The sequence below is a fragment of the Nitrospirillum amazonense genome (genome assembly GCF_007828035.1).
Taxonomy (GTDB): Bacteria; Pseudomonadota; Alphaproteobacteria; order Azospirillales; family Azospirillaceae; genus Nitrospirillum; species Nitrospirillum amazonense.
Genome location: NZ_VITV01000002.1, coordinates 322,808 through 343,866, shown reverse-complemented (window position 1 = coordinate 343,866; position 21,059 = coordinate 322,808). Strand labels below are relative to the sequence as shown.

Here is a 21,059-nt window from a genome sequence, read left to right as displayed (position 1 = left end):
TGCTTAAACGGTTGGCCCGATCAGGCGACGCGCGCCACCACCTGGTCCACCGGGTTCGCCCCCTGATAGGCGCGGCCGAAGCGATTGGCCAGGAAATCATCCAGGGCGATGTCTTCCTGGCGGATGAAGCCGTGCGACGGCAGGCGACCGTCGGCCAGCATGTCCAGCACGGCGCAGATGCCGGCGGCGGTGGTCGTCTGGATGGCGGTGCGCTGCCGGCCATGGGCATAGTCGCCGAAGACGCGGCTGGAATAGCTTTCCTGGGTCAGCTGGCCGTCCAGCATGCCGCTGACGGTGACGAAGATGACCACCACGTCCTGCATGGTGGCGGGCAAGGCCCCCTCCAGCACCGTCTTGAACAGGTCGCGCCGGTCGCGCAAGCGCAGATCGTTCAGCAGGGTCTTCATCAGCTGGCAGTGGCCGGGATAGCGGATGGTCTTGTAGTTCAGGGTGCGCACCCGGCCCTTCAGCACCTCCGCCAGGCTGCCCAGGCCGCCGGAGGTGTTGAACGCCTCATATGGCACGCCATCCAGCCAGAACTCCTCCCGCTCCTCCAGCGCCGGTACCTCGCGCAGCGCGCCCTCCACGATGGCCTCGCAGGGCTCGCAATACTCGTTGATGACGCCGTCGGTGCTCCAGGTCAGGTTATAGCCCAGCGAATTGCTGGCGTAGCGCGGCAGGGCGCCCACGCGCAGGCGCACGGCCTCCAGCGTGTCGAACTTCTTGGCCAGGCTGCCGGCGACGATGGAGATGAAGCCGGGCGCCAGGCCGCACTGGGGGATGAAGGCGTTGGGGGCGTTGGCCGCCAGTTCCTTCACCCGGCGGGTGGTGGCCACGTCCTCCGTCAGGTCCAGGTAATGGCATCGGGCGATGGCCGCGGCCTCCGCCACCTTGATGGTCAGGTGATAAGGGGCGGCGCTCAGCACGGCGTAGGCCCCGGTCAGCGCCTCGGTAAGGGCGGCCACGTCGCTGATGTCGACCTCGCGCCGTTCGATGGGCAGGCGTTTGGAGACGCCTTCGAGCGCCTTGGCCGACCGGTCCAGCACCGTCACCAGGAAATCGCCCGACCCCGCCAGGTTCTCCGCGATGATGGACCCGATCTTGCCCGCCCCGACGACGACGATGCGACGCATGTGTGCTCTCCCGTTCAAAGTTCCCTGTTGGAACGACTGTCGGGCAAACCCTTGACGGAATGAACAGTCAATGCGACCAATCTGACGGAAAATGGTGGGCAGAATGATCAGTCAGACCGACAGTTTTCAACCTGACGACCTGGATATCGCCCTGCTGCGCCTGCTGGAGGGGGACAGCCGGCTGCCCACCGTGACGCTGGCCAAGCGCCTAGGCGTGTCCCGCACCACGGTGCAGGCCCGGCTGGAACGCCTGGTATCACGCGGCGTCATCACAGCCTTCACCATCCGCCTGGATGAGGATTACCTGGCACGCCGCATCCAGGGCCATGTCGCCATCACCCTGTTGCCCAAGGCGGCGCGCCAGGTGGAAACCCGGCTGAAGGCCATGCCCCAGGTGCGCCAGCTCTACGCCGTCAGCGGCCCTTTCGACATGATCGCCGTCGTCTCCACCGAATCCATCGCCGAGATGAATAGGGTGATCGACGACATCGGCGCGGTGGAGGGGGTGGAGCGCACCAACTCCTCCATCATCCTGTCTCAGCGCCTGGCCCGCTGACCCCAGTCCCGCAGCCGCCTGCGGGGCTCCCTGAGTCGCCCCGCGGCCCTCGCGGGCGGCCCCGCCCTGTTTTTCGAAGATTACCCGCAAGGGCCTAGACCGTTCGAAAAGTGGCGCGAGTCGGTACTGCTTTTGTCTATTCCGTTCGATCTAAGCAAAACTGCCGGTAATTATGTTTCTGATTCATTTCAGGAATGCGCACGACTGTTACACAGCAGTTACACTCCGGAGTGAAACCGGTTGCTGAAATCGTCAATTTTGCGACGCAGCATTGACGAGCATAAATTATCCAAAATAGCCTTTCCCCGTTGGCCCCGATCACAAGGGGACACGGTTTCAGAAGAGATTTGTCTGGTTGGGGCCAGCAATATCAACAATCTCCAGAACAGCGGGGAAATCCATGGGCATGCCAAAATTCGGGCGGCGCGCATTGCTGCTGTCCTCGACCATGCTTGTCGGCGCCTTGGCGGTGGCGACGGATGCTGCGGCGCAACAGTCGGCCAGCGCCAGCACCGACATGCAGGAAATCGTCGTCACGGGCTCACGCATCAAACAGGCCGCGAACCTGACCAGCGACAGTCCACTGACGACGGTCGACAGCATCGAGATGAAGCTCCAGGGCACGACCAACGTCGAAACGATGCTGAACAACCTGCCCGGCATCACCGCGGCCCAGACCAACGCCCAGTCCAACGGCGCCACCGGCACCGCCACCATCAACCTGCGCAACCTGGGCGAAGCACGCACCCTGGTGCTGATCGACGGGCGCCGCATGCCTCTGGGCGACCCGACCTATCCATATGCGGACGTCAATTTCATTCCCGGCGCGCTGGTGGAAAGCGTGGACGTGGTCACCGGCGGCGCCTCGGCCGTCTATGGCTCGGACGCCGTGGCCGGTGTGGTGAATTTCAAGATGAAGCGCGACTTCGAAGGGGTGAAGGTCGACTACCAGTTCTCCGCCGCCCAGCACAGCAACGAGAACGATGATGCCCAGAAGGTCCTGAAGAGTTCCAAGTACCCGGTCACGGTCCCGGGCGACCGCTTCGACGGCTTCGTCCGCGACAGCTCCTTCGTCATGGGCGTCAACTCACCCAACAACAAGGGCAACGTCACCGCCTACGCCACTTATCGCTGGACCGAACCGGTGACGCAGGCCACCCGCGACTGGTCGGCGTGCACCATGGCCACCACCAGCAGCAATGAGGACGCGCTCGCCACCCAGGACAACCAGCGCTATTGCTCGGGCTCGTCCAACAGCGCCTATGCCCGCCTACGCACCAACGGCTCGGGCACCGGCTATTCGCTGAACCCGGACGGCTCCGCGTCCTTCGTGAAATACAACAGCGCGCTGGCCTTCAACTACGGCCCCTACAACTACATCCAGCGCCAGGATGAGCGGTACACCGGCGGTGCCTTCGCGCACTATGAGATCAGCCCGGCGTTCGACGTCTACACCGACTTCATGTTCATGTCCGACCACACCAAGGCGCAGATCGCGCCGTCGGGCTTCTTCAGCGGCACCACCTATTCCATCAACTGCGACAACCCGCTGATGTCGGCATCCGAGGCAACGACCCTGTGCGGCGCCAACGCCGGCAGCGCCACCGCCACCTGGAAAGGCTATGTCGCCTATCGCTTCACCGACAACAACGCGCCCCGCTACGATGACCTGCGGCACACCGACTACCGCTATGTCATCGGCACCAGGGGCGATCTGGGCGGCGGCTGGTCCTACGACGTTTACGCCCAGCATTCGGCGGTGATCTACAACGAGACCTATCAGAACGACGTTTCCATTGCCAAGCTGCAGAACGCGCTGCTGGCGAAGAACGTCAACGGCGTCGCCACCTGCGAATCCGTCATCAGCGGCACGGACACGGCCTGCGTGCCCATCAACATCTTCCAGCTGGGGAAGATCAGCAGCGCCGCCTACAACTACGTCTACACCACCAGCTTCAAGGAAGGCAGCACCACCCAGGACATCGTCAGCGGCACCGTCTCCGGCGACTTCGGTGCCTGGGGCGTGAAAAGCCCCTTCGCCAAGGATGCCGTGGCCGTCGCCCTGGGCAGCGAGTGGCGCCGCGACGCCATCGACCTGAAATACAGCGAGAACGTGCTGTCCGGCGACCTGTCGGGCTCCGGCGCCGGCACCACCCAGCCGGCCGTGGGCGCCACCGAGGTGAAGGACATCTTCGGCGAATTGCGCCTGCCGCTGGTGTCGGACCAGCCCTTCATCAAGGATCTGTCCATCGACGCCGGCTACCGCTGGTCGGACTACAACCTGGCGGGCAAGGCCAACACCTACAAGGCCAGCCTGAACTATGCCCCCATCAGCGACGTGGCCCTGCGCGGCGGCTACAACCACGCCGTCCGCGCGCCCAACATCATCGAGCTGTTCCAGACCAACACCTCGGGCATCGGCGGCGCGCTGGACCCCTGCTCCGGCTCCAACCCGTCGGCCTCGCTGGCCCAATGCGGCCGCACCGGCGTCACGGCCGCGCAGTACGGCAACATCTCCGAATGCACCTCCGTCGACGGCTGCAACACGCTAAGCGGCGGCAACAAGGCGCTGAAGCCGGAAACGGCCGACACCTATACCGCCGGCTTCGTCTTCACGCCGACCTTCATGCCCAACTTCGCGGCCACGGTCGATTACTACAACATCAAGATCCAGGATCTGATCGGCACGGTGCCGACCTCGCAGATCATGTCGCAATGCCTGAACACCGGTAACTCCTATTACTGCGACCTGATCCACCGCGGCGCCTCGGGCAGCCTGAATTCCAGTGACGGCTATTTCATCACCACCGACATCAACGCCGGCTATCGCCAGCAGGCGGGCGTCGACGTCTCCGGCACCTACCGTCAGGACCTGGAGGATCTGGGGATCAAGGACCTGGGCGGTGTGACCCTGAAGTTCATCGGTTCCTGGACGCAGTTCAACCGCTACCAGCCGCTGCTGCATGAGGCCAAGTACGACTGCGCCGGCCTGTACGGCAGCACCTGCGGCCAGCCCACGCCCCACTGGCGCCACCAGTTCCGCGTCACCTGGAACACGCCGTGGAATGCCGACCTGTCGGTCAACTGGCGCTACATCGGCGGCACCAGCCTGGACAACAACAGCACCGATCCCAGCCTGAACTCCGGTTCCGGCATCTACAACAACATCGACGGCAAGATCGCCGCCTACAATTACTTCGACCTCGCCGGGACCATCAACCTGATGGACCACTACACGCTGCGGTTCGGCATCAACAACCTGTTCGACAAGGACCCGCCCATCCAGTCCGCCAACGACGACTATGTCAGCGTGCTGGGCAGTTACGGCAACGGCAACACCTACCCCGGCATCTACGACACGCTGGGGCGGACGTTCTTCCTGGGCATCACCGCCGATTTCTGATCGGCGTGGGGGCATCACCGCCGATTTCTGATCGGCGTGGGAGCATCACCGCCGATTTCTAATCGCCGACTCCCGGAGCGGCTTATCGTATAATCTCGACACGCGGCGGGTCCCTACCCCAGGGGCCCGCCGTTTCTCACTCCCGTTCACGACGCATCGGCGCACGCCTCATGACCACCGGCCAGTCCCCCTTCTCCATCCCCGTCACCCCGTCCGTTCCGGCGCCCCAGCGACAGCGCATCCAGACGCTGATTCAGCAGGCCCTGACCTTCCAGACGCGGGGCCAGCTGCACGAGGCGGAACAGATCCTGCTGCAGGTGCTGGCGGTGGACGCCTCGGAACCGGACGCGCTGCAGCTCATGGGCCTGATCGCCAAGCGCAACGGCAAGCTGGACCAGGCGGAACAGCTGCTGCGCCGCTCGCTGGTCGTGAACAGCCGCCAGCCGCATGTGAACTACAACCTGGGCAACCTGCTGAAGGACACCGGCCGCCCGGCCGAGGCGCTGCCCTTCTACGAAAAGGCCATCCTGTACAAGGCTGACTATGTCGAGGCCTACACCAACCGCGCCGAATGCCTGGCCGCGCTTGCCGGGACGGAAGCGGGCAATGCCCGCTCGCTGCTGGAAACGGCCCTGCCGCTCTACCGCCGCGCCTTGCAACTGCAGCCCGACTTCGTCCCGGCGCGCGTGGGCATGGCCGAGGCCTACCTGCAGCTGGGTGAGCCGCCGCACGCGGAAGAGGTGCTGCGCGCCGGCCTGACCCGGTTGCCCAACGACTTCTACCTGAACAACAGCCTGGGCACGGCGCTGCGCCGCCAGCAGCGGTTCGAGGAAGCCGCGCCCTACCTGAAGCGCGCGGTCGAGCGGGCCCCGGACCGCTGGCAGATCTGGCTGAACCTGGGCAACACCTTCCTGGCCCTAGGCCAGATGGACGACGCCATCGTCTGCTTCAAGAAGGTGGTGGTGCTGGATCCCGCCAACTACGCCGCGCAAAGCGCCCTGAACCAGGCGCTGTGGGAAACAGGCCAGCACACCCAGTTGCTGAACTCCTATGAATGGGCCAAGGAACGCAAGCCCAACGACCCTGAACTGCTGAAGATGGCGGCGGAGGCCTACATCCTGTTCGGCCGGCATGAGGAGGCGGAGGCCAATATCGCCGCCGTCGCCGCCCTGGAGCCCGACGCCCCCGCCCTTCCCCGCCTGCGCACCACCCTGCTGCTGGCCCAGCAGCGGGTGGAGGAAGCGCTGGACGCCGCCCGCCAGGGCCTGGCCACCGCGCCGGACGACCAGTTGCTGCTGCATCGGGTGGCCGAGTCCGCCCTGCGCCTGAACCGGCCGGCCGAGGCGCTGGAGGCCGCCCGGCGCCTGGACGCTGTGGCGCGGGACAGCCAGTTCGCCGCCGCCTTCCAGGCAACGGCCTATCGCCTGCTGGGCCAGCCGGATCCGCGCGGCCTCTATGATTACGACCGGTTCATCCAGTCCATCGACCTCGCGCCGCCGGCAGGCTATGCCGACCTGACGGCCTTCCACGCGGATCTGATGGCGGCGCTGGACGCCCAGCACGTGGCCACGCACGAACCCATCGAGCAGACGCTGCGCAACGGCACGCAGACGCGGGAGAATTTGTTCACGCGCGTGGGCGCGGCGCCTGTCATCCAGGCGCTGCGCGACAGCATCCTGGCCGCCACTCACCGCTATATCGCGGCCTTGCCGGACGATGCCGGCCACCCCTTCCTGCGGCGCAAGGGCCAGTCCCTGGTGTGGGCCGGATCATGGTCCGCCCGCCTGCGCGACCAGGGCTATCACACCAACCACATCCATCCCGAGGGCTGGATCAGCGGCTGCTATTACGTGGACATGCCCGACGTGGTGAAGGATGCCGAGGGCAAGCAGGGCTGGATTACCTTCGGCGCCTTCGCCCAGGGCACCGGCGCCACCCTGCCGTGGGAACGGGCCATCCAGCCGCGCCCCGGCCTGCTGGTGCTGTTCCCCAGCTACATGTGGCACGGCACCATCCCCTTCCACAGCGCGCAGACCCGCACGACCGTCGCGTTCGACATCGGCGGCCGGGCCTGACCGGCGGGGGTGGTCTGTAGGCGGCGCTATTGGGGGCGGCGCGTTGCCTATTTTTTGCGCTGCCCAAAAAACATGCTGCAATGCACTTTAACGCTTGCGGGCATTGATGGTACCGTGACCGGGTCAGGGCACCGGGGGCTATGGGTCGCCATCGCTTCCGCGAACAGGGGAAGTCATGAGCATCCACGTCGCCATCAATCACAAGACCAGCTACCGCTACGACCGGCTCATCAATCTGGGGGCACAACTGGTGCGCCTGCGGCCGGCGCCGCATTGCCGCACGCCCATCCTGTCGTATTCGCTGAAGGTCACGCCCAAGCAGCACTTCCTGAACTGGCAGCAGGACCCGCAGTCCAACTGGCTGGCACGCCTGGTCTTCCCCGACAAGACGGAGGAATTCACGCTGGAGGTGGACCTGGTGGCCGACATGGCGGTCATCAACCCCTTCGACTTTTTCCTGGAGCCGGCGGCGGAGAAATTCCCCTTCACCTATGAGCCGTGGCTGGCCAAGGACCTCAAGCCCTTCCTGGAGGCTGACGAGCCCGGCCCCCTGGTCAAGGCACTGCTGGCCGATGTCGACCTCACGCCCACGGGCACCGTCGCCTTCCTGGCCGATCTGAACCTGAAGCTGCAGCAGCGCATCGGCTATGTCATCCGCCTGGAGCCCGGTGTGCAGACGCCGGAGGAAACGCTGCAGCTGGGCACCGGTTCCTGCCGCGATACCGCCTGGCTGCTGGTGCAGATCCTGCGCAACCTGGGCCTGGCCGCCCGCTTCGCCTCCGGCTACCTGGTGCAGCTGGTGGCCGACCAGAAGCCGCTGGAGGGGCCGGACGGCCCCACGGCGGACTTCACCGACCTGCACGCCTGGACCGAGGTCTACCTGCCCGGCGCCGGCTGGATCGGGCTGGACCCCACCTCCGGCCTGTTCGCGGGCGAGGGCCACATCCCGCTGGCCTGCACGCCCGACCCCTTCTCCGCCGCCCCGGTCACCGGCGGCCTGGACATGTGCGAGGTGACGTTCGAGCACGAGATGTCGGTCACCCGCATCCGGGAGCAGCCGCGCACCACCAAGCCCTACACCCCCGACCAGTGGGGCGCCATCGACCGGCTGGGCCAGCAGGTGGACCGCGAGATCGTGGACGGCGACATCCGCCTGACCATGGGCGGCGAGCCCACCTTCATCTCCATCGACGACATGGAGGGGGCGGAGTGGAACACGGCCGCGCTGGGCCCCACCAAGCGCCTGCTGTCCGGCGACCTCATCCGCCGCCTGCAGGCGCGCTACGCCCAGGGCGGCCTGCTGCATTTCGGCCAGGGCAAGTGGTATCCCGGGGAAAGCCTGCCGCGCTGGGCGCTGCAGCTGTTCTGGCGGCGCGACGGCGACGCCCTGTGGACCCATGCCGAATACCTGGCCGATGAGCGCCGGCACTATGGCTATGGCCTGGCCGAGTCCGAGCGGTTCATCCGCCGCCTGGCGGAACGGCTGGGCATCAATCCCGACTACGCGCGGGGCGCCTTCGAAGATCCCTGGCACTACATCCGCAAGGAACGCGAGCTGCCGGTAAACGTCGACCCGTTCGACAGCAAGCTGGAAAACGCGGAGGAGCGGGCGCGCCTGGCCAAGGTGTTCGACACCGGCCTGGGCACCGCCGTCGGCTACGCCCTGCCCATCAGCCGCCGGCATGAGGCCAGCGGCCCCGTCTGGCTGTCCAGCGCCTGGACCACGCGCAGCGATCGGCTGTTGCTGGCCCCGGGCGACAGCCCCATCGGCTATCGCCTGCCCCTGGGTTCCCTGCCCTGGGTCGACACCATCGACCGCGTCTATTCCTACGAGCAGGATCCCTTCGACAGCCGGCCGGACCTGCCCTCGCGCGAGGACCTGGAACGGCAGATGGTGCTCCGCAAGGGCCAGACGGAACCCTTGAGCCAGCGCGCCATGGCCGATGTGCGCGACCAGGTGCCGGAAAAAGGCACCAGCGCTTGGTGGCTGGTTCGCACCGCCCTGTGCGTTCAGCCGCGCGACGGCCGCCTCTACATCTTCCTGCCGCCCACCAGCTATCTGGAGGACTGGATCGAGCTGGTCACCCAGATCGAGGCCACCTGCGTCGACCTGGACCTGGCCGTCGTCCTGGAGGGCTATCCCCCGCCCCGCGACCCGCGCCTGAACAGCATGGCCGTGACACCGGATCCGGGCGTCATCGAGGTGAACATCCACCCCTCGTCCAACTGGCAGGATCTGGTCTACACCACCACCACCCTGTATGAGGACGCGCGCCAGACCCGCCTGGGCACGGAGAAGTTCGCGCTGGACGGCCGCCACGTCGGCACCGGCGGGGGCAACCATGTGGTGGTGGGCGGCCCGACGGCGGCGGACAGCCCCTTCCTGCGCCGGCCGGACGTGCTGCGCTCTCTGCTGGCCTATTTCCAGAACCACCCCAGTCTGTCCTACCTGTTCAGCACCATGTTCATCGGCCCCACCAGCCAGCACCCCCGGGTGGACGAGGCGCGGCACGAAAGCCTGTATGAACTGGAGATCGCCTTCAAGGAGCTGGATCGCGCCGGCCCCAACCCGCCGCCCTGGCTGGTGGACCGGGCGCTGCGCCACCTGCTGGTGGACGTGCAGGGCAACACCCACCGCTCCGAATTCTGCATCGACAAGCTGTACAGCCCCGACAGCTCCACCGGCCGGTTGGGCCTGGTGGAACTGCGCAGCTTCGAGATGCCGCCGCACGCGCAGATGAGCCTGGTGCAGCAATTGCTGTTGCGCACCCTGATCGCCTGGTTCTGGCGGGAGCCCTATCGCGCCGGCCTGGTGCGCTGGGGCACCAAGCTGCACGACCGCTTCCTGCTGCCGCAGTTCGTGACCCAGGACATCCAGGACGTGGTGGCGGAGCTGCGCGAGGCCGGCTACGCCTTCGAGGAGTCTTGGTTCGCCCCGCACCTGAACTTCCGCTTCCCCAAGATCGGCAGCGTCAGCCAGCGCAGCCTGACCCTGGAACTGCGCACGGCGCTGGAGCCCTGGCACGTGCTGGGCGAGGAGCCGGGCGGCGGCGGCACCGTGCGCTATGTCGACAGCAGCCTGGAACGCATCCAAGTCCGCATGACGGGCATGGTGGGCGACCGCTACGCCGTCACCTGCAACGGCCGCCGCCTGCCCCTGCACCCCACGGGCACGGAGGGCGAATATGTGGCGGCCGTCCGGTATCGCGCCTGGCAGCCGCCCGGATGCCTGCACCCGACTATCCCCGTGCATACGCCCCTGGTCTTCGATATTTTGGATCTGTGGACGGAACGGTCCGTCGGCGGCTGCACCTATCACGTCGCCCATCCAGGAGGGCGCAACTTCACCACCTTCCCGGTCAATGCCAACGAAGCGGAGGGGCGCCGGCTGGCGCGCTTCCATCCCTTCGGGCATACGCCGGGGCCCATGGCCATCCCGCCGGAAACACGGAACCCGGACTATCCCATGACCCTAGACCTGAGACTTGGCTGAACAGGATTTGGCGGAGCCCGTTTCCCAACAGCCGCCCGAGCAGCCTTCGCTGTTCAGCGACGCCGGCGACCTCGGTTATGGAACCGGTCCCATCTTTGACGAGATGGTGACCGGCACGGGGCAGTTGCGCGCGCACTGGCAGCAGTTCTTCGCCGCCCATGGCCCGTTCACCCCGGAGCAGATGGCGGCGCGGTGGGCGGCGGCGCGCCAGCGCCTGTTCCTGAACGGCGTCACCTTCAACTCCTACCGTGATCCGCAGGGGACGGAACGGCCTTGGCCGCTGGATCCCGTGCCCCTGCTGCTCTCGGCCCGGGAATGGCAGGCGATCAGCGCCGGGCTGGTGCAACGGGCCACGCTAGTCGAAAAGGTGCTGGAGGACTTTTACGGTCCCCAGACCCTGCTGTCCGACGGCGCCATCCCTCCCAGCCTGCTCTATGCCGATCCTGGCTACCTGCGCGCCTGTCAGGGCATGGAGGTGCCGGGCGGCCGGCGCCTTGTGCTGTTCGCCGCCGACCTGGTGCGCGACGGCGACGGCCAGTGGCGGGTGCTGACCTGCCGGACGGAGGCGCCCACCGGCGTGGGCTATGCCCTGGAGAACCGGGCGGTGCTGAGCCAGACCCTGGCCGACCCGTTCCGCGCCTGCAATGTGGAGCGGCTGTCGCCCTTCTTCGAGGCCCTGCGCGCGGCCGTCGCCCGCGCCGCGCCCCAGCATTCCGGGGTGGATGGCCATCCCCGCGCCGTGCTGCTGACACCCGGCCCCTTCAACGAGGCCTATTTCGAGCACGCCTACCTCGCCCGCCATCTGCGCATGACCCTGGCGGAGGGGGCGGACATGGTGGTGCGCGACCAGGCCGTCTACCTGAAGACCCTGGCGGGCCTGGAACGGGTGGACGTCATCCTGCACCGCGTGGACGACGCCTTCTGCGACCCGCTGGAATTGCGCGTGGACAGCGCGCTGGGCGTCCCCGGCCTGCTGCAGGCGGTGCGCGCCGGATCCGTCGCCGTGGTCAACGCCCTTGGGTCCGGCATGGCGGAAAGCATGGCATTGCTGTCCCATATGCCGGCGCTGAGCCGGCGCCTGCTGGGCGAGGATCTGCTGCTGCCCAACGTGCCGACGTATTGGGGCGGGGATACGGAACAGCGAGAGGCGCTGCTGGCGCAGCTGAACCGCATGGTGATGCGGCCGGCCTTCTCCAGCCTGCCCGGCCACGTCGCCAATGGGCCGGACCTGGATGAGGCCGCGCGCGGGGACCTGGCCGCGCGCATCCGCGCGCGGCCGCAGGACTGGGCGGGCCAGCTGCCGGTCGCGCCCTCCACCGCGCCGCTGTGGCGGGACGGCCGGGTGGAGCCGCGGCCCCTGGTCGTGCGCGCCTTCCTCTGTGCCAGCGGCGACGGCGGCTGGACGGTCATGCCGGGCGGCCTGGTGCGCATCAGCGCCGACGCGCGCCATGCCGCCGTGTCGCTGCAGGAGGGCGCCGGCTCCAAGGATCTCTGGATCGTCGGGGCGGAACCGCCGGGCACGATCCGCCGCCTGATCAGCGCGCCCGACGGCGCGCGCGAGCCCAGCCCCGTGCCGGGCAACCTTCCCAGCCGCGCAGCCGACCATCTGTTCTGGGTGGGCCGATACGCCGAGCGCGCGGCGTCGGCCGTGCGCCTGCTGCGCGGTGCCACCCTGCGCCTGTCCGACGACAGCCGGCCGGCCGCGCGGGAGGAACTTTCGCCCCTGTTGCGCCTGATGGGCCGCGCCACCCTGATCCCGCAGGAAATCGCGCAGCTGCCCGACAGCGACGCCGTGCGCGGCATGCGCCAGGCGCTGGAAATCGCGGTCGATCCCGCCAACCCGGGCAGTCTGGTGGCCACCACCGGCCGGCTGCGCCGCGCCATGGGCAGCGTGCGCGATCGCTTGCCCCTGGACAGCCGCCAGATCCTGGGCCGCCTGGACGTGCTGGGCACCCGCCTGGCCAAGGCGGACCGCGCGGCGCTGGCCGTGCTGCTGGGCGACTTCAGCCAGGTGCTGGCGGCGCAGACGGGGCTGGAGCTGGACAGCATGCCCCGTGGCGCTGGCTGGCGCTTCCTGGTGCTGGGCCGCCGGCTGGAGCGCGCCATCGACGCGGTGGAGCGGCTGCAGGCCAGCGGCATCGCCCATGAGCGGCCGGACGCCGCCACGCAGGAGGTGCTGCTGGAACTGGCGGAGGCCGGACCCGCCTACCGTGAGCGCTTCCCGGTGGGGGTGCAGCGCGAGGCGGCGCTGAGCTTGCTGCTGACCGATCCGGAACACCCGCATTCCCTGCTGTTCCAGCTGGAGACCATCCGCCGCCAGGTTTCCCGCCTGCCCTCCCTGCCCGCCTTCGGCGCCGCCGGCGGCGCGGATCCGCTGATGCGCCTGGCGGACCTGGTGGCGCAGGCCAGCTATCGCGTGCAGGATCTGGCGCTGACCCGGGACATGGGGCTGTTGAGCGCCACCCTGTTCCAACTGGGCTGGGCGCTGCCCGACATGTCCAATCTGTTGTCACAAGCCTATTTCAGCCATGTCCGCGCCCGTGCCGCCTGACCAGCCCCGCCCAGCGCCCGTCCGCTACCGCTGCCGCCACACCACGCGTTACAGCTACACGGTGCAGGTCGTCTCCTCCCAGTTGATCGCCCACCTGGGGCCGCGCGACGTGGCCGGCCAGCGGGCGCGGGTGGTGGCGCTGACGGTGGAGCCCGAGCCCGCCGTGGTGGCGGACCGCCTGGATTGGCTGGGCAACCCCACCAGCTATGTCGCCATCGACACGCCCCACCTGGACCTGTCCATGACGGTGGAACTGGACGTCATCCTGTCGCCGCGGCCGGTCCCGGACTTGGAAGCGACACCGGCGTGGGAGGCGATCGCGGCCGAGGCGCCCCGCCGGCTGGCGGTGGCGGAGTTCATCGAGGCCTCCCCCCGCCTGCCCCAACCCAGCCCGGATCTGGCCGCCTTCGCCGCCGACAGCTTCCCGGCCGGCAGGCCGGTCGGCGCCGGCGCCCGAGACCTGGCCCGCCGCATTCACGATGGCTTCGCCTTCGATGCCGCTGCCACCAGCGTGACCACGCCCGTGCTGGAGGCGCTGGCGCTCAAGCGCGGAGTCTGCCAGGACTTCGCCCATGTCATGATCGGCGCCCTGCGCGCCCTGGGCCTGCCCGCCCGCTACGTCAGCGGCTATCTGCGCACCCTGCCGCCACCCGGCCAGCCGCGCCTGCAAGGGGCCGACGCCAGTCACGCCTGGGTGCAGATATGGTGCGGGCCCGACGCCGGCTGGATCGACATGGACCCCACCAACGACACGCTGATCGACCGCAACCACATCACCTTGGCCTATGGCCGCGACTATGACGATGTCTGCCCCCTGCGCGGCGTCATATTGGGCGGCGACACCCACGCCCTGTATGTCAGCGTGGACGTCGAAGAGATGGGGGATGAACCGCCCGCCGTGCGGCAGGCGCAAATCCAGGATGGCCAGGGCCAAAGCCAGTCACAGACGCTCTGACCCGTACAATAAAGATAATCAAAGATAATCGGTCGGGAGGACCGCATGACCCATCCCAAGGTCGACGCCTATGTGGAGAAGGCCGGCAAATGGCGCGAGGAAGTCGCCAAGCTGCGGGCCATCGCGCTGGATTGCCCGCTGGTGGAGGACTTCAAGTGGGGGCACCCCTGCTACACCTCAGACGGCGCCAACATCGTCCTGATCCACGGCTTCAAGGAGTATTGCGCCCTGCTGTTCTTCAAGGGCGCGCTCATGACGGACCCAAACGGCATCCTGATCCAGCAGACGGAGAATGTGCAGGCCGGCCGCCAGATCCGCTTCACCAACAGCGGTGAGATCGCCCAGTTGGCGCCAACGCTGAAGGCCTACATCCTGGAAGCCATCGCCGTGGAAAAGGCGGGCCTGAAGGTGGACTTCAAGCCGACCAGGGAATTCGCCGTGCCCGAGGAATTCCAAAGCCGGCTGGACAGCGATCCCGCGCTGAAGGCGGCGTTCGACGCCCTGACGCCCGGCCGGCAGCGGGGCTACCTGCTGCACCTCTCCTCCGCCAAGCAGGCCAAGACCCGGTTGGCGCGCATCGAGAAATGCGCGCCCCAGATCCTGGCCGGCAAGGGACTGGACGACTAGCGTGGTCGGTTCAGGTGGCATCACCTGAACCGTGAAGCACGCGACAATCGAAATCAGTCCGCGACGATGCGGGCGCGCAGGTCGGCGTGGGTGAAGCGCAGCGCGTTTTCCGGCACCTCCGACCACGGGCCGATGAAGTCACCGGCCATATAGTGAAAGCCGGCGCCGTCGGCGTAGGAGGCCATCAGGCTGGTGTCCACGCCCTCCACGCCTGCATGCACGCGCAGGCGCAACGCCTCGTGCGAGAAGCGTGACAGCTCCGGTCCCCAGCGCTTGGGCGAGGCGCCGGGCGGCAGCAGCATGGTGACGATGTAGACGCCGGCCGCCGCCAAGGCCGGCAGGTCCTGGCAGCCGCTTTCCACCACGGCGATGACCACCCGGCTGAACTGTTTCAGGAACGCCACCATCTCGGTCGCCCGGCTGACCGGCACCCCTTGGGGGAAGCCCACGACATGGAAGGCCAGGAACGCCACCAGTTCCTTGGGAATGGCCTGCAAGGCCGCCAGGTATTCGCGCCGCCGGGCTATGCCGGCCAGCGTCTCGAAATGCACGGGCACGGACAGGAAACAGCGGAACTGGTTGCGATACAGTTCGCCGTAGACCTCCATCGTCTGGCGCAGCACATCCAGGTCCAGGCCCAGGATCTGCTGCATGTCCTGCGGGTCGGCGGCACAGTCGTAGCCCCAGAGCGGCAGACGCCCCCGGCGGGGCCGCATGGCCCGGGCGAGGTAAATGGACAGCACCTCCTTGCGCACGTCCCAGATGGGGCGGTAGACGACCTGCAGCGGCTCTTCCTGCGGGGCGGCGTGGGCCCACCAGGGATTGGCCTTGTCGGCGCTGGTCTCCGCCGCGACCGCGGCCCCCGCCAGCGAGGCGGCGCCCGCCAGCATTTCATGCAGGCTGCTGCTCTGGAACAGCAGTTCCCCATCCATCTCATGCACGGCGGAATGGACGCGCACGGCGGCGGTGTCGACATCGCCCAGCAACAGGCGTTGCAGCTGCTCCACCACCTTGGCGCAGACCAGGCCCGCTTCCGTCCGGCCCAACTGGTGGAAGACGACGATATAGCCCTCCTCCCCATGACGGAACCAGGCGTCCCTGGGATTCAACAGCTGCCGCAACAGGCGTTCCGCCAGCATGTGCACCCGGTCCGCCACCCGCGGCCAGCGGTTCCCCAGCCGCGCGCGCAGACTGTCCAGCCCCACCATGTGCAGGCTGCCGGCGGCGGCCTGAGTCTGGGCCTGGAAAATGGCACGCAGCTTGGGCGCCGCCTCCGTGAACTGTCCTGTCTGTTCCCGCTGAACCAAACCATCCATGACCGGCAATCCCAAAACTCCCCATCCCTAGGGCTTCAGATTGCCGGCCGGGTGGTTAAGAAGGGGTTGCCGCCAGCATCAGCTGCGGCCAGGCAACCAAAAATTGATCGTGTCAGCATCACGGTCCCCGGCTCGCGTCCATGCGGGCCTTCAGGTCGGTGCGGGTGAACCGCAGGGCGTTTTCCGGAACTTCGGACCAGGGGCCGATAAAATCGCCGGCCATGTATTGAAAGCCGGCCTCATCGGCATAAGAGGCCATGATGGCGGTATCCACCCCCTCGACGCCTGCGCGCAGGCGCAGGCGGGTGGCCTCCTGCGAGAAGCGCTTGAGTTCGGTTCCCCAATGCTTGGGCGAGGCACCGGGCGGCAGCAGGATGATGGCGATGTGGACGCCCGCCGCCGCCAAGGCCGGCAAATCCTGGGAGCCGCTCTCCACCACGGCCGTCACCACCCGGCTGAACTGTTTCAGGACACCGACCATCTCGGCCGCGCGGCTGGATGGAATGCCCTGGGGGAGGCCGACCAGGTGGAAGGCGAGGAAGGCAAGCAGCTCCCGGTGAATGCCCTGAAGGGCGGCCAGATATTCCCGCCGCCGTCCCACGCTGGCTAGCGTTTCGAAATGAACCGGCACCGAGAGGAAGCAGCGGAACTGGTTCGCATACAGCTCCCCGTACACGTCCATGGTCTGCCGCAGCACCTCAAGATCCAGCGCCAGTATCTGCTGCATGTCCCGGGAATCGTTGATGCAGTCATATCCCCATAAGGGCTGCCGCCCACGGCGCGGCCGCATGATGCGCGCCATGTAGATCGACAGCGCCTCCTTGCGCACATCCCAGATGGGCCGATAGACCACCTGCGCCGGCTGTTCCTGCAAGGCGGCATGGGTCCACCAAGCGCTGGCCTTGCCGGTTTCCACCGCCGTCGCGTCCGCCGTGGACTGCGCCGCCTGCGCCGCGGCGCCCACCAGCATTTCGCTCAGGCTGTTGCTTTGGAACACCAATTCGCGGCCCACCTGATGAACGGCGGAATGGACGCGCACAGCGGCGGTATCAACATCCCCCAGCAGCAGGCGCTGCAATTGCTCCACCACCTTGCCACACACCAAGCCGGCCTCGCGCTGGCCCAGCTGGGCGAAGACGACGATGTAGCCCTCCTCCCCATGGCGGAACCAGGTATCCTTGGGCGTCAGCAATTGCCCCAGCAGGCGCTCCGCCAACATGTGCACGCGGTCCGCCACTCGTGGCCAGCGGTTCCCCAACCGCTCGCGCAGGCTGTCCAGCCCGACCATGTGCAGGCTGCCGGCACAGGCTTGGTTCTGCGCGCGGAAAATGGCGCGCAGCTTGGGCGCGGCCTGTAGAAACTGTTCGCTCGACGGTTCCAGTTCCAAGCCATCCACAAAACACCCCCCCGTTGAAAATTCTTTATTTTTGTCGCCATAGAATGGTGTGGAAACCGTTAAGAAACCCTTATCCATCTCAGCCGCGCCAGGCCACCAGCACGGCGCCCAGGGCGATGAAGGCCACGCCCAGCCAATTGGGCAGGCTGAGCCTTTCGCCCAGGAACAGCACGCCGAACAGCGCCACCAGCACCACGCTCATCTTGTCGATGGGAGCGACCCGCGCTGCCTCGCCCAGCTTCAGCGCCCGGAAATAACAGAGCCAGGATCCGCCGGTGGCGAGACCGGACAGCACCAGGAACAGATAGCTGCGGGCGGACACGCTGCCCGGCGGCTGCCACTGCCCGGTGATGGGCAGCAAGGCGACGATGACCAGCAGGATCACCGCCGTGCGAACCAGGGTGGCGAAGTCGGAATTCACCCCCTCCACCCCCACCTTGGCCAGGATGGCGGTCAGCGCCGCGAACAAGGCCGACAGCACGGCCCAGAATTGCCAGGTCAGTTGGGGGGAGTTCATGACAGGATCACCTTCGCCGGAATGGGGCGACCATCCTGCCAGCACCTGTCACGCCCGGGATGCTAAATTCCCCGTTACAAACCTAACGGCAGGGACCCTTATGGCACACGACCCAAAGAAACTTCAGGCCGTCATGGCAGCGGCGGCGCCGGACCTGGAACTGACCTACAAACCCATGTTCGGTGGCATCCTGGCCTATGCCGGGGGCAAGCCCATCGCCTCGCTCTCCGACGTCGGGCTGGCGCTGAAGCTGTCGGGGGCGGACCAAACGGCGCTGCTGGCCCTGCCGGGCGCCAAGCCGCTGCAGTATGGGCCGGACCAGCCGGTCAGCAAGACCTACGTCGTGGTGCCCGACGGCCTGCTGGCCGATGCACCGACCTTGCGCGACTGGGTGCACAAGGCGGCGGCGCAGGCGGCCAAGGCACCGGCCCGGAAGAAGACGGCCTGAGGCTTATTTGCGCCGCGTCACGTCGCCCTCGGCCACAATCATATAGCCGGGGGCGCCGAGGGGCAGCATCTCGAACTTCACGTGCAGGGTGCCCGCGTCCCGCCTGGTATAGCCCAGGCGGAAGCCCGGTGTGGCGGGCGTGGCGTCCGCCAGGAAGGTCACGCTTTCCCCGGCCGTCACCTGGGCGCTGGTGTAGTGGATGGTGTGCTGGCCATCCAGATAATCGGCATGCAGGGTGCCGTCCTGCGGATAGATCAGCATGATCTGGTCGAAACCGGCGCCCGGCACCGGCTTGCCATCCTTGCCCATCAGGTCGGTGTGGTCCTGGCGGAGCAGCCCACCGCCGCCGGCAACAGCCCGGATGGTGGAGGTGCCGCGCGCCGTGCCGCCATCCGCCGTCTTGCCCCCGCCGCTCCAGTCGCCCAGCAGAAAGCCCAGCGGCGCCAGGGCGGGCGCCAAGGTGGGCGGGTTGGGGGTGGGCGGGTTGGGGCTGGGCGGGTTCTGCTGCGCCAGGGCGGCGGTGGAGGCCAGCATCAGCGCGGCGGCCGGAAACAGACGCATGAGGGACCTCCGGATAGGGCACCGCAACTTCACCATACCCCTGCAAAAAACGGAAACACTCTCCAACATCTGGGTGGTTGACGTCGGGCCGCCAGCCTGCTGATAGTCGCCGAAATTCGACATGGCTGCCCGCGGCCGGCCTTGATCCTTAAAACAGTCCCTGGCCCGCGGCCCGGGGGCGGATGTAACGGCGTCCGCAAACCTCCCCGCTGTCTCGCGGAGCATTGGAGGCGGACGGGCGCCATCAGGGAACACCCATGTTCGATATCGCCAGTGTTGATTGCACCGAGTCCACGGCCCCGGCCGAGTTCGTGCGTTCCATGCACGAGACCGGCTTCGCCGTGCTGCGCAACCACCCCATCGATCCGGCGCTGATCGACCGCCTGTACAAGGAATGGGCGGCGTTCTTCGCGTCGGAGTCCAAGGTGGACCACCTGTTCTCGCCCGAGACGCAGGACGGCTATTTTCCCTTCCGCTCGGAAAACGCCAAGGACAGCCCCATCAAGGACCTGAAGGAATTCTATCACGTCTATCCCAACCGGCCCCTGCCGGCGGGCGTGAAGGAAGCGACCGAGGCCATGTACGCCGCCCTGACCCAGTTGGGCGCCGACCTGTTGGGCTGGCTGCAGCAGCACACGCCGGACGCGGTGAAGGCCCGCTTCTCCGTCGCCTTGCCGGACATGATGGTGGGCAGCACGCAGAGCCTGTTCCGCGTGCTGCACTACCCGCCCCTGGCGGATGGCTTCGAGCCGGGCGCCGTGCGCGCCGCGGCGCATGAGGACATCAACCTCATCACCCTGCTGGTCACGGGCAGCGAGCCGGGCCTGCAGGCCAAGGATACCGCCGGCAACTGGTACGACGTGCCCTGCGACGCCGGCATGATCGCCGTCAACGGCGGCGACATGCTGAAGGAGGCGTCCGGCGGCTACTTCCCGGCGACCACCCACCGCGTGGTGAACCCGCCGCCGGAGCACAACGTCTCGCGCTATTCCATGCCCATGTTCCTGCACCCCCGGCCGGACGTGCGCCTCAGCGACGCCTACACCGCGGGTGAGTACCTGGACCAGCGGCTGCGCGAGATCGGCCTCAAGAAGTGATGCCCATGCCGCCGGGCCGGTGGCCTCGGGCGCATGGTTCGGTGTAGGAAGGGGGGCCATCCGGCTCCCCTTTCGCCTTTCCGGGACCAGCCCATGACCGACCGCCCGTCCGCGACCGCCCCCATCGACCGCCTGCTGGCCATCATGGCCAAGCTGCGCGATCCCGACGGCGGCTGTCCCTGGGACCTGGAACAGGACTTCCCCACCATCGCCCCGCACACCATCGAGGAGGCGTATGAGGTGGCCGACGCCATCGAGCAGGGCGACATGGCGGCGCTGAAGGAGGAATTGGGCGACCTGCTGTTCCAGGTGGTGTTCTACGCGCAGATGGCGAGCGAGCGGGGCCTGTGGGATTTCAACGACATCACCACGGCGCTGAGCGACAAGATGGTGCGCCGCCACCCCCATGTGTTCGGTGAAGAGGTCGGCGCCGTGGCCGACGCCACCGACCAGGTGAAGAATTGGGAAGCCCAGAAGGCGGGGGAGCGCGCGGCCAAGGCCGCCGCCAGCGGCGCCAAGGCCTCCGCCCTCGACGGCGTCATCGGCGGCCTGCCGGCCCTGACCCGGGCGGTGAAGCTGCAGAAACGCGCCGCCCGCGTGGGTTTCGACTGGACCCAGGCCAAAGAAATCCTGGACAAGATCGAGGAAGAGATCGGCGAGCTGCGGGCGGAGATGGAGCATGCCGCCCCCGAACAGGCCCGCATGCAGGATGAGCTCGGCGACCTCGTGTTCGCGCTGGCCAACCTGGCCCGCCATATCGACGTCGACCCGGAAACAGCGCTGCGCGGCACCAATGCCAAGTTCGAGCGGCGCTTCCGCCAGATCGAGGCTTGGCTGGCCGAGGGTGGCCGGGGGCCCGGTGACGCAACCTTGGAAGAGATGGAAGCCCTGTGGCAGAAGGCCAAGGGCCTGGAACGCCAAAGCACATAAG

15 protein-coding genes are annotated in these 21,059 nt (G+C 67.4%); 10 read left to right on the top strand and 5 right to left on the bottom strand.

What is annotated here, in order from left to right:
* Window positions 1–20: 20 nt before the first annotated feature.
* Window positions 21–1,133, bottom strand: a complete 1,113-nt coding sequence (locus FBZ87_RS05520; RefSeq protein ID WP_040849010.1) for a saccharopine dehydrogenase family protein — start codon at window positions 1,131–1,133, stop codon at window positions 21–23.
* A gap of 103 nt (window positions 1,134–1,236) precedes the next feature.
* Between FBZ87_RS05520 and FBZ87_RS05515 the strand changes: the two genes are divergently transcribed.
* The 7 genes from FBZ87_RS05515 (at window position 1,237) to FBZ87_RS05485 (ending at window position 14,793) form a co-directional block, all read left to right on the top strand.
* Window positions 1,237–1,689 carry an Lrp/AsnC family transcriptional regulator gene (locus FBZ87_RS05515; RefSeq protein WP_211106850.1) on the top strand — a complete coding sequence of 151 codons (453 nt, stop codon included), beginning with the start codon at window positions 1,237–1,239 and terminating at the stop codon, window positions 1,687–1,689.
* Window positions 1,690–2,095: 406 nt separating this feature from the next.
* Complete coding sequence (locus FBZ87_RS05510; protein WP_246134249.1) at window positions 2,096–5,092, top strand: TonB-dependent receptor domain-containing protein; 2,997 nt, start codon at window positions 2,096–2,098, stop codon at window positions 5,090–5,092.
* Between the two features lie 170 nt (window positions 5,093–5,262).
* Entirely contained in the window at window positions 5,263–7,167 is a 1,905-nt protein-coding gene (locus FBZ87_RS05505) for a tetratricopeptide repeat protein (RefSeq protein ID WP_145609345.1), read from the top strand.
* A 175-nt stretch (window positions 7,168–7,342) separates the two neighbouring features.
* The gene (locus FBZ87_RS05500; protein WP_145609344.1) at window positions 7,343–10,660 is read left to right on the top strand and encodes a transglutaminase family protein; all 3,318 of its coding nucleotides are present in this window, start codon (window positions 7,343–7,345) and stop codon (window positions 10,658–10,660) included.
* Entirely contained in the window at window positions 10,653–13,211 is a 2,559-nt protein-coding gene (locus tag FBZ87_RS05495) for a circularly permuted type 2 ATP-grasp protein (protein ID WP_246134248.1), read from the top strand. Before FBZ87_RS05500 ends, FBZ87_RS05495 begins: the two co-directional genes overlap by 8 nt.
* Entirely contained in the window at window positions 13,189–14,166 is a 978-nt protein-coding gene (locus FBZ87_RS05490) for a transglutaminase family protein (RefSeq protein WP_145609343.1), read from the top strand. Before FBZ87_RS05495 ends, FBZ87_RS05490 begins: the two co-directional genes overlap by 23 nt.
* Window positions 14,167–14,211: 45 nt before the next feature.
* A complete protein-coding gene (locus FBZ87_RS05485; RefSeq protein WP_145609342.1) occupies window positions 14,212–14,793 on the top strand; it encodes a YdeI/OmpD-associated family protein in 582 nt (193 codons plus the stop codon).
* A gap of 53 nt (window positions 14,794–14,846) precedes the next feature.
* Here the strand turns inward: FBZ87_RS05485 and FBZ87_RS05480 are convergent, their stop codons facing one another.
* The 3 genes from FBZ87_RS05480 to FBZ87_RS05470 all read right to left on the bottom strand — a co-directional run bounded on the left by FBZ87_RS05480 (window position 14,847) and on the right by FBZ87_RS05470 (window position 18,022).
* Window positions 14,847–16,109, bottom strand: a complete 1,263-nt coding sequence (locus tag FBZ87_RS05480) for a hypothetical protein (RefSeq protein WP_145609341.1) — start codon at window positions 16,107–16,109, stop codon at window positions 14,847–14,849.
* 118 nt (window positions 16,110–16,227) lie between these two features.
* Entirely contained in the window at window positions 16,228–17,505 is a 1,278-nt protein-coding gene (locus FBZ87_RS05475) for a hypothetical protein (RefSeq protein WP_145609340.1), read from the bottom strand.
* Between the two features lie 79 nt (window positions 17,506–17,584).
* Window positions 17,585–18,022 carry an EamA family transporter gene (locus FBZ87_RS05470; protein WP_145609339.1) on the bottom strand — a complete coding sequence of 146 codons (438 nt, stop codon included), beginning with the start codon at window positions 18,020–18,022 and terminating at the stop codon, window positions 17,585–17,587.
* A 100-nt stretch (window positions 18,023–18,122) separates the two neighbouring features.
* Here FBZ87_RS05470 and FBZ87_RS05465 point away from each other — a divergent pair, with 100 nt between their 5' ends.
* Window positions 18,123–18,470, top strand: coding sequence for a TfoX/Sxy family protein (locus FBZ87_RS05465; protein WP_145609338.1), 348 nt, complete (start codon window positions 18,123–18,125; stop codon window positions 18,468–18,470).
* A gap of 3 nt (window positions 18,471–18,473) precedes the next feature.
* Here FBZ87_RS05465 and FBZ87_RS29110 read toward each other — a convergent pair whose 3' ends face one another.
* Window positions 18,474–19,031 carry a hypothetical protein gene (locus FBZ87_RS29110; RefSeq protein WP_186454594.1) on the bottom strand — a complete coding sequence of 186 codons (558 nt, stop codon included), beginning with the start codon at window positions 19,029–19,031 and terminating at the stop codon, window positions 18,474–18,476.
* A gap of 257 nt (window positions 19,032–19,288) precedes the next feature.
* On the opposite strand from FBZ87_RS29110, the gene FBZ87_RS05455 reads away from it, so the two are divergent.
* Together FBZ87_RS05455 and mazG are read left to right on the top strand one after the other, a co-directional pair.
* A complete protein-coding gene (locus tag FBZ87_RS05455) occupies window positions 19,289–20,128 on the top strand; it encodes an isopenicillin N synthase family dioxygenase (protein WP_145609337.1) in 840 nt (279 codons plus the stop codon).
* Between the two features lie 93 nt (window positions 20,129–20,221).
* Window positions 20,222–21,058, top strand: coding sequence for a nucleoside triphosphate pyrophosphohydrolase (gene mazG / locus FBZ87_RS05450; protein ID WP_145609336.1), 837 nt, complete (start codon window positions 20,222–20,224; stop codon window positions 21,056–21,058).
* Window position 21,059 lies beyond the last annotated feature (1 nt).

Excerpts from the sequence above, each read along its gene's own strand:
- FBZ87_RS05520 (WP_040849010.1), bottom strand. The coding sequence starts at position 1,133 with ATGCGTCGCATCGTCGTCGTCGGGGCGGGCAAGATCGGGTCCATCATC.
- FBZ87_RS05515 (WP_211106850.1), top strand. The coding sequence starts at position 1,237 with ATGATCAGTCAGACCGACAGTTTTCAACCTGACGACCTGGATATCGCC.
- FBZ87_RS05510 (WP_246134249.1), top strand. The coding sequence starts at position 2,096 with ATGCCAAAATTCGGGCGGCGCGCATTGCTGCTGTCCTCGACCATGCTT.
- FBZ87_RS05505 (WP_145609345.1), top strand. The coding sequence starts at position 5,263 with ATGACCACCGGCCAGTCCCCCTTCTCCATCCCCGTCACCCCGTCCGTT.
- FBZ87_RS05500 (WP_145609344.1), top strand. The coding sequence starts at position 7,343 with ATGAGCATCCACGTCGCCATCAATCACAAGACCAGCTACCGCTACGAC.
- FBZ87_RS05490 (WP_145609343.1), top strand. The coding sequence starts at position 13,189 with ATGTCCGCGCCCGTGCCGCCTGACCAGCCCCGCCCAGCGCCCGTCCGC.
- FBZ87_RS05485 (WP_145609342.1), top strand. The coding sequence starts at position 14,212 with ATGACCCATCCCAAGGTCGACGCCTATGTGGAGAAGGCCGGCAAATGG.
- FBZ87_RS05480 (WP_145609341.1), bottom strand. The coding sequence starts at position 16,109 with ATGGATGGTTTGGTTCAGCGGGAACAGACAGGACAGTTCACGGAGGCG.
- FBZ87_RS05470 (WP_145609339.1), bottom strand. The coding sequence starts at position 18,022 with ATGAACTCCCCCCAACTGACCTGGCAATTCTGGGCCGTGCTGTCGGCC.
- FBZ87_RS05465 (WP_145609338.1), top strand. The coding sequence starts at position 18,123 with ATGGCACACGACCCAAAGAAACTTCAGGCCGTCATGGCAGCGGCGGCG.
- FBZ87_RS29110 (WP_186454594.1), bottom strand. The coding sequence starts at position 19,031 with ATGCGTCTGTTTCCGGCCGCCGCGCTGATGCTGGCCTCCACCGCCGCC.
- FBZ87_RS05455 (WP_145609337.1), top strand. The coding sequence starts at position 19,289 with ATGTTCGATATCGCCAGTGTTGATTGCACCGAGTCCACGGCCCCGGCC.
- mazG (WP_145609336.1), top strand. The coding sequence starts at position 20,222 with ATGACCGACCGCCCGTCCGCGACCGCCCCCATCGACCGCCTGCTGGCC.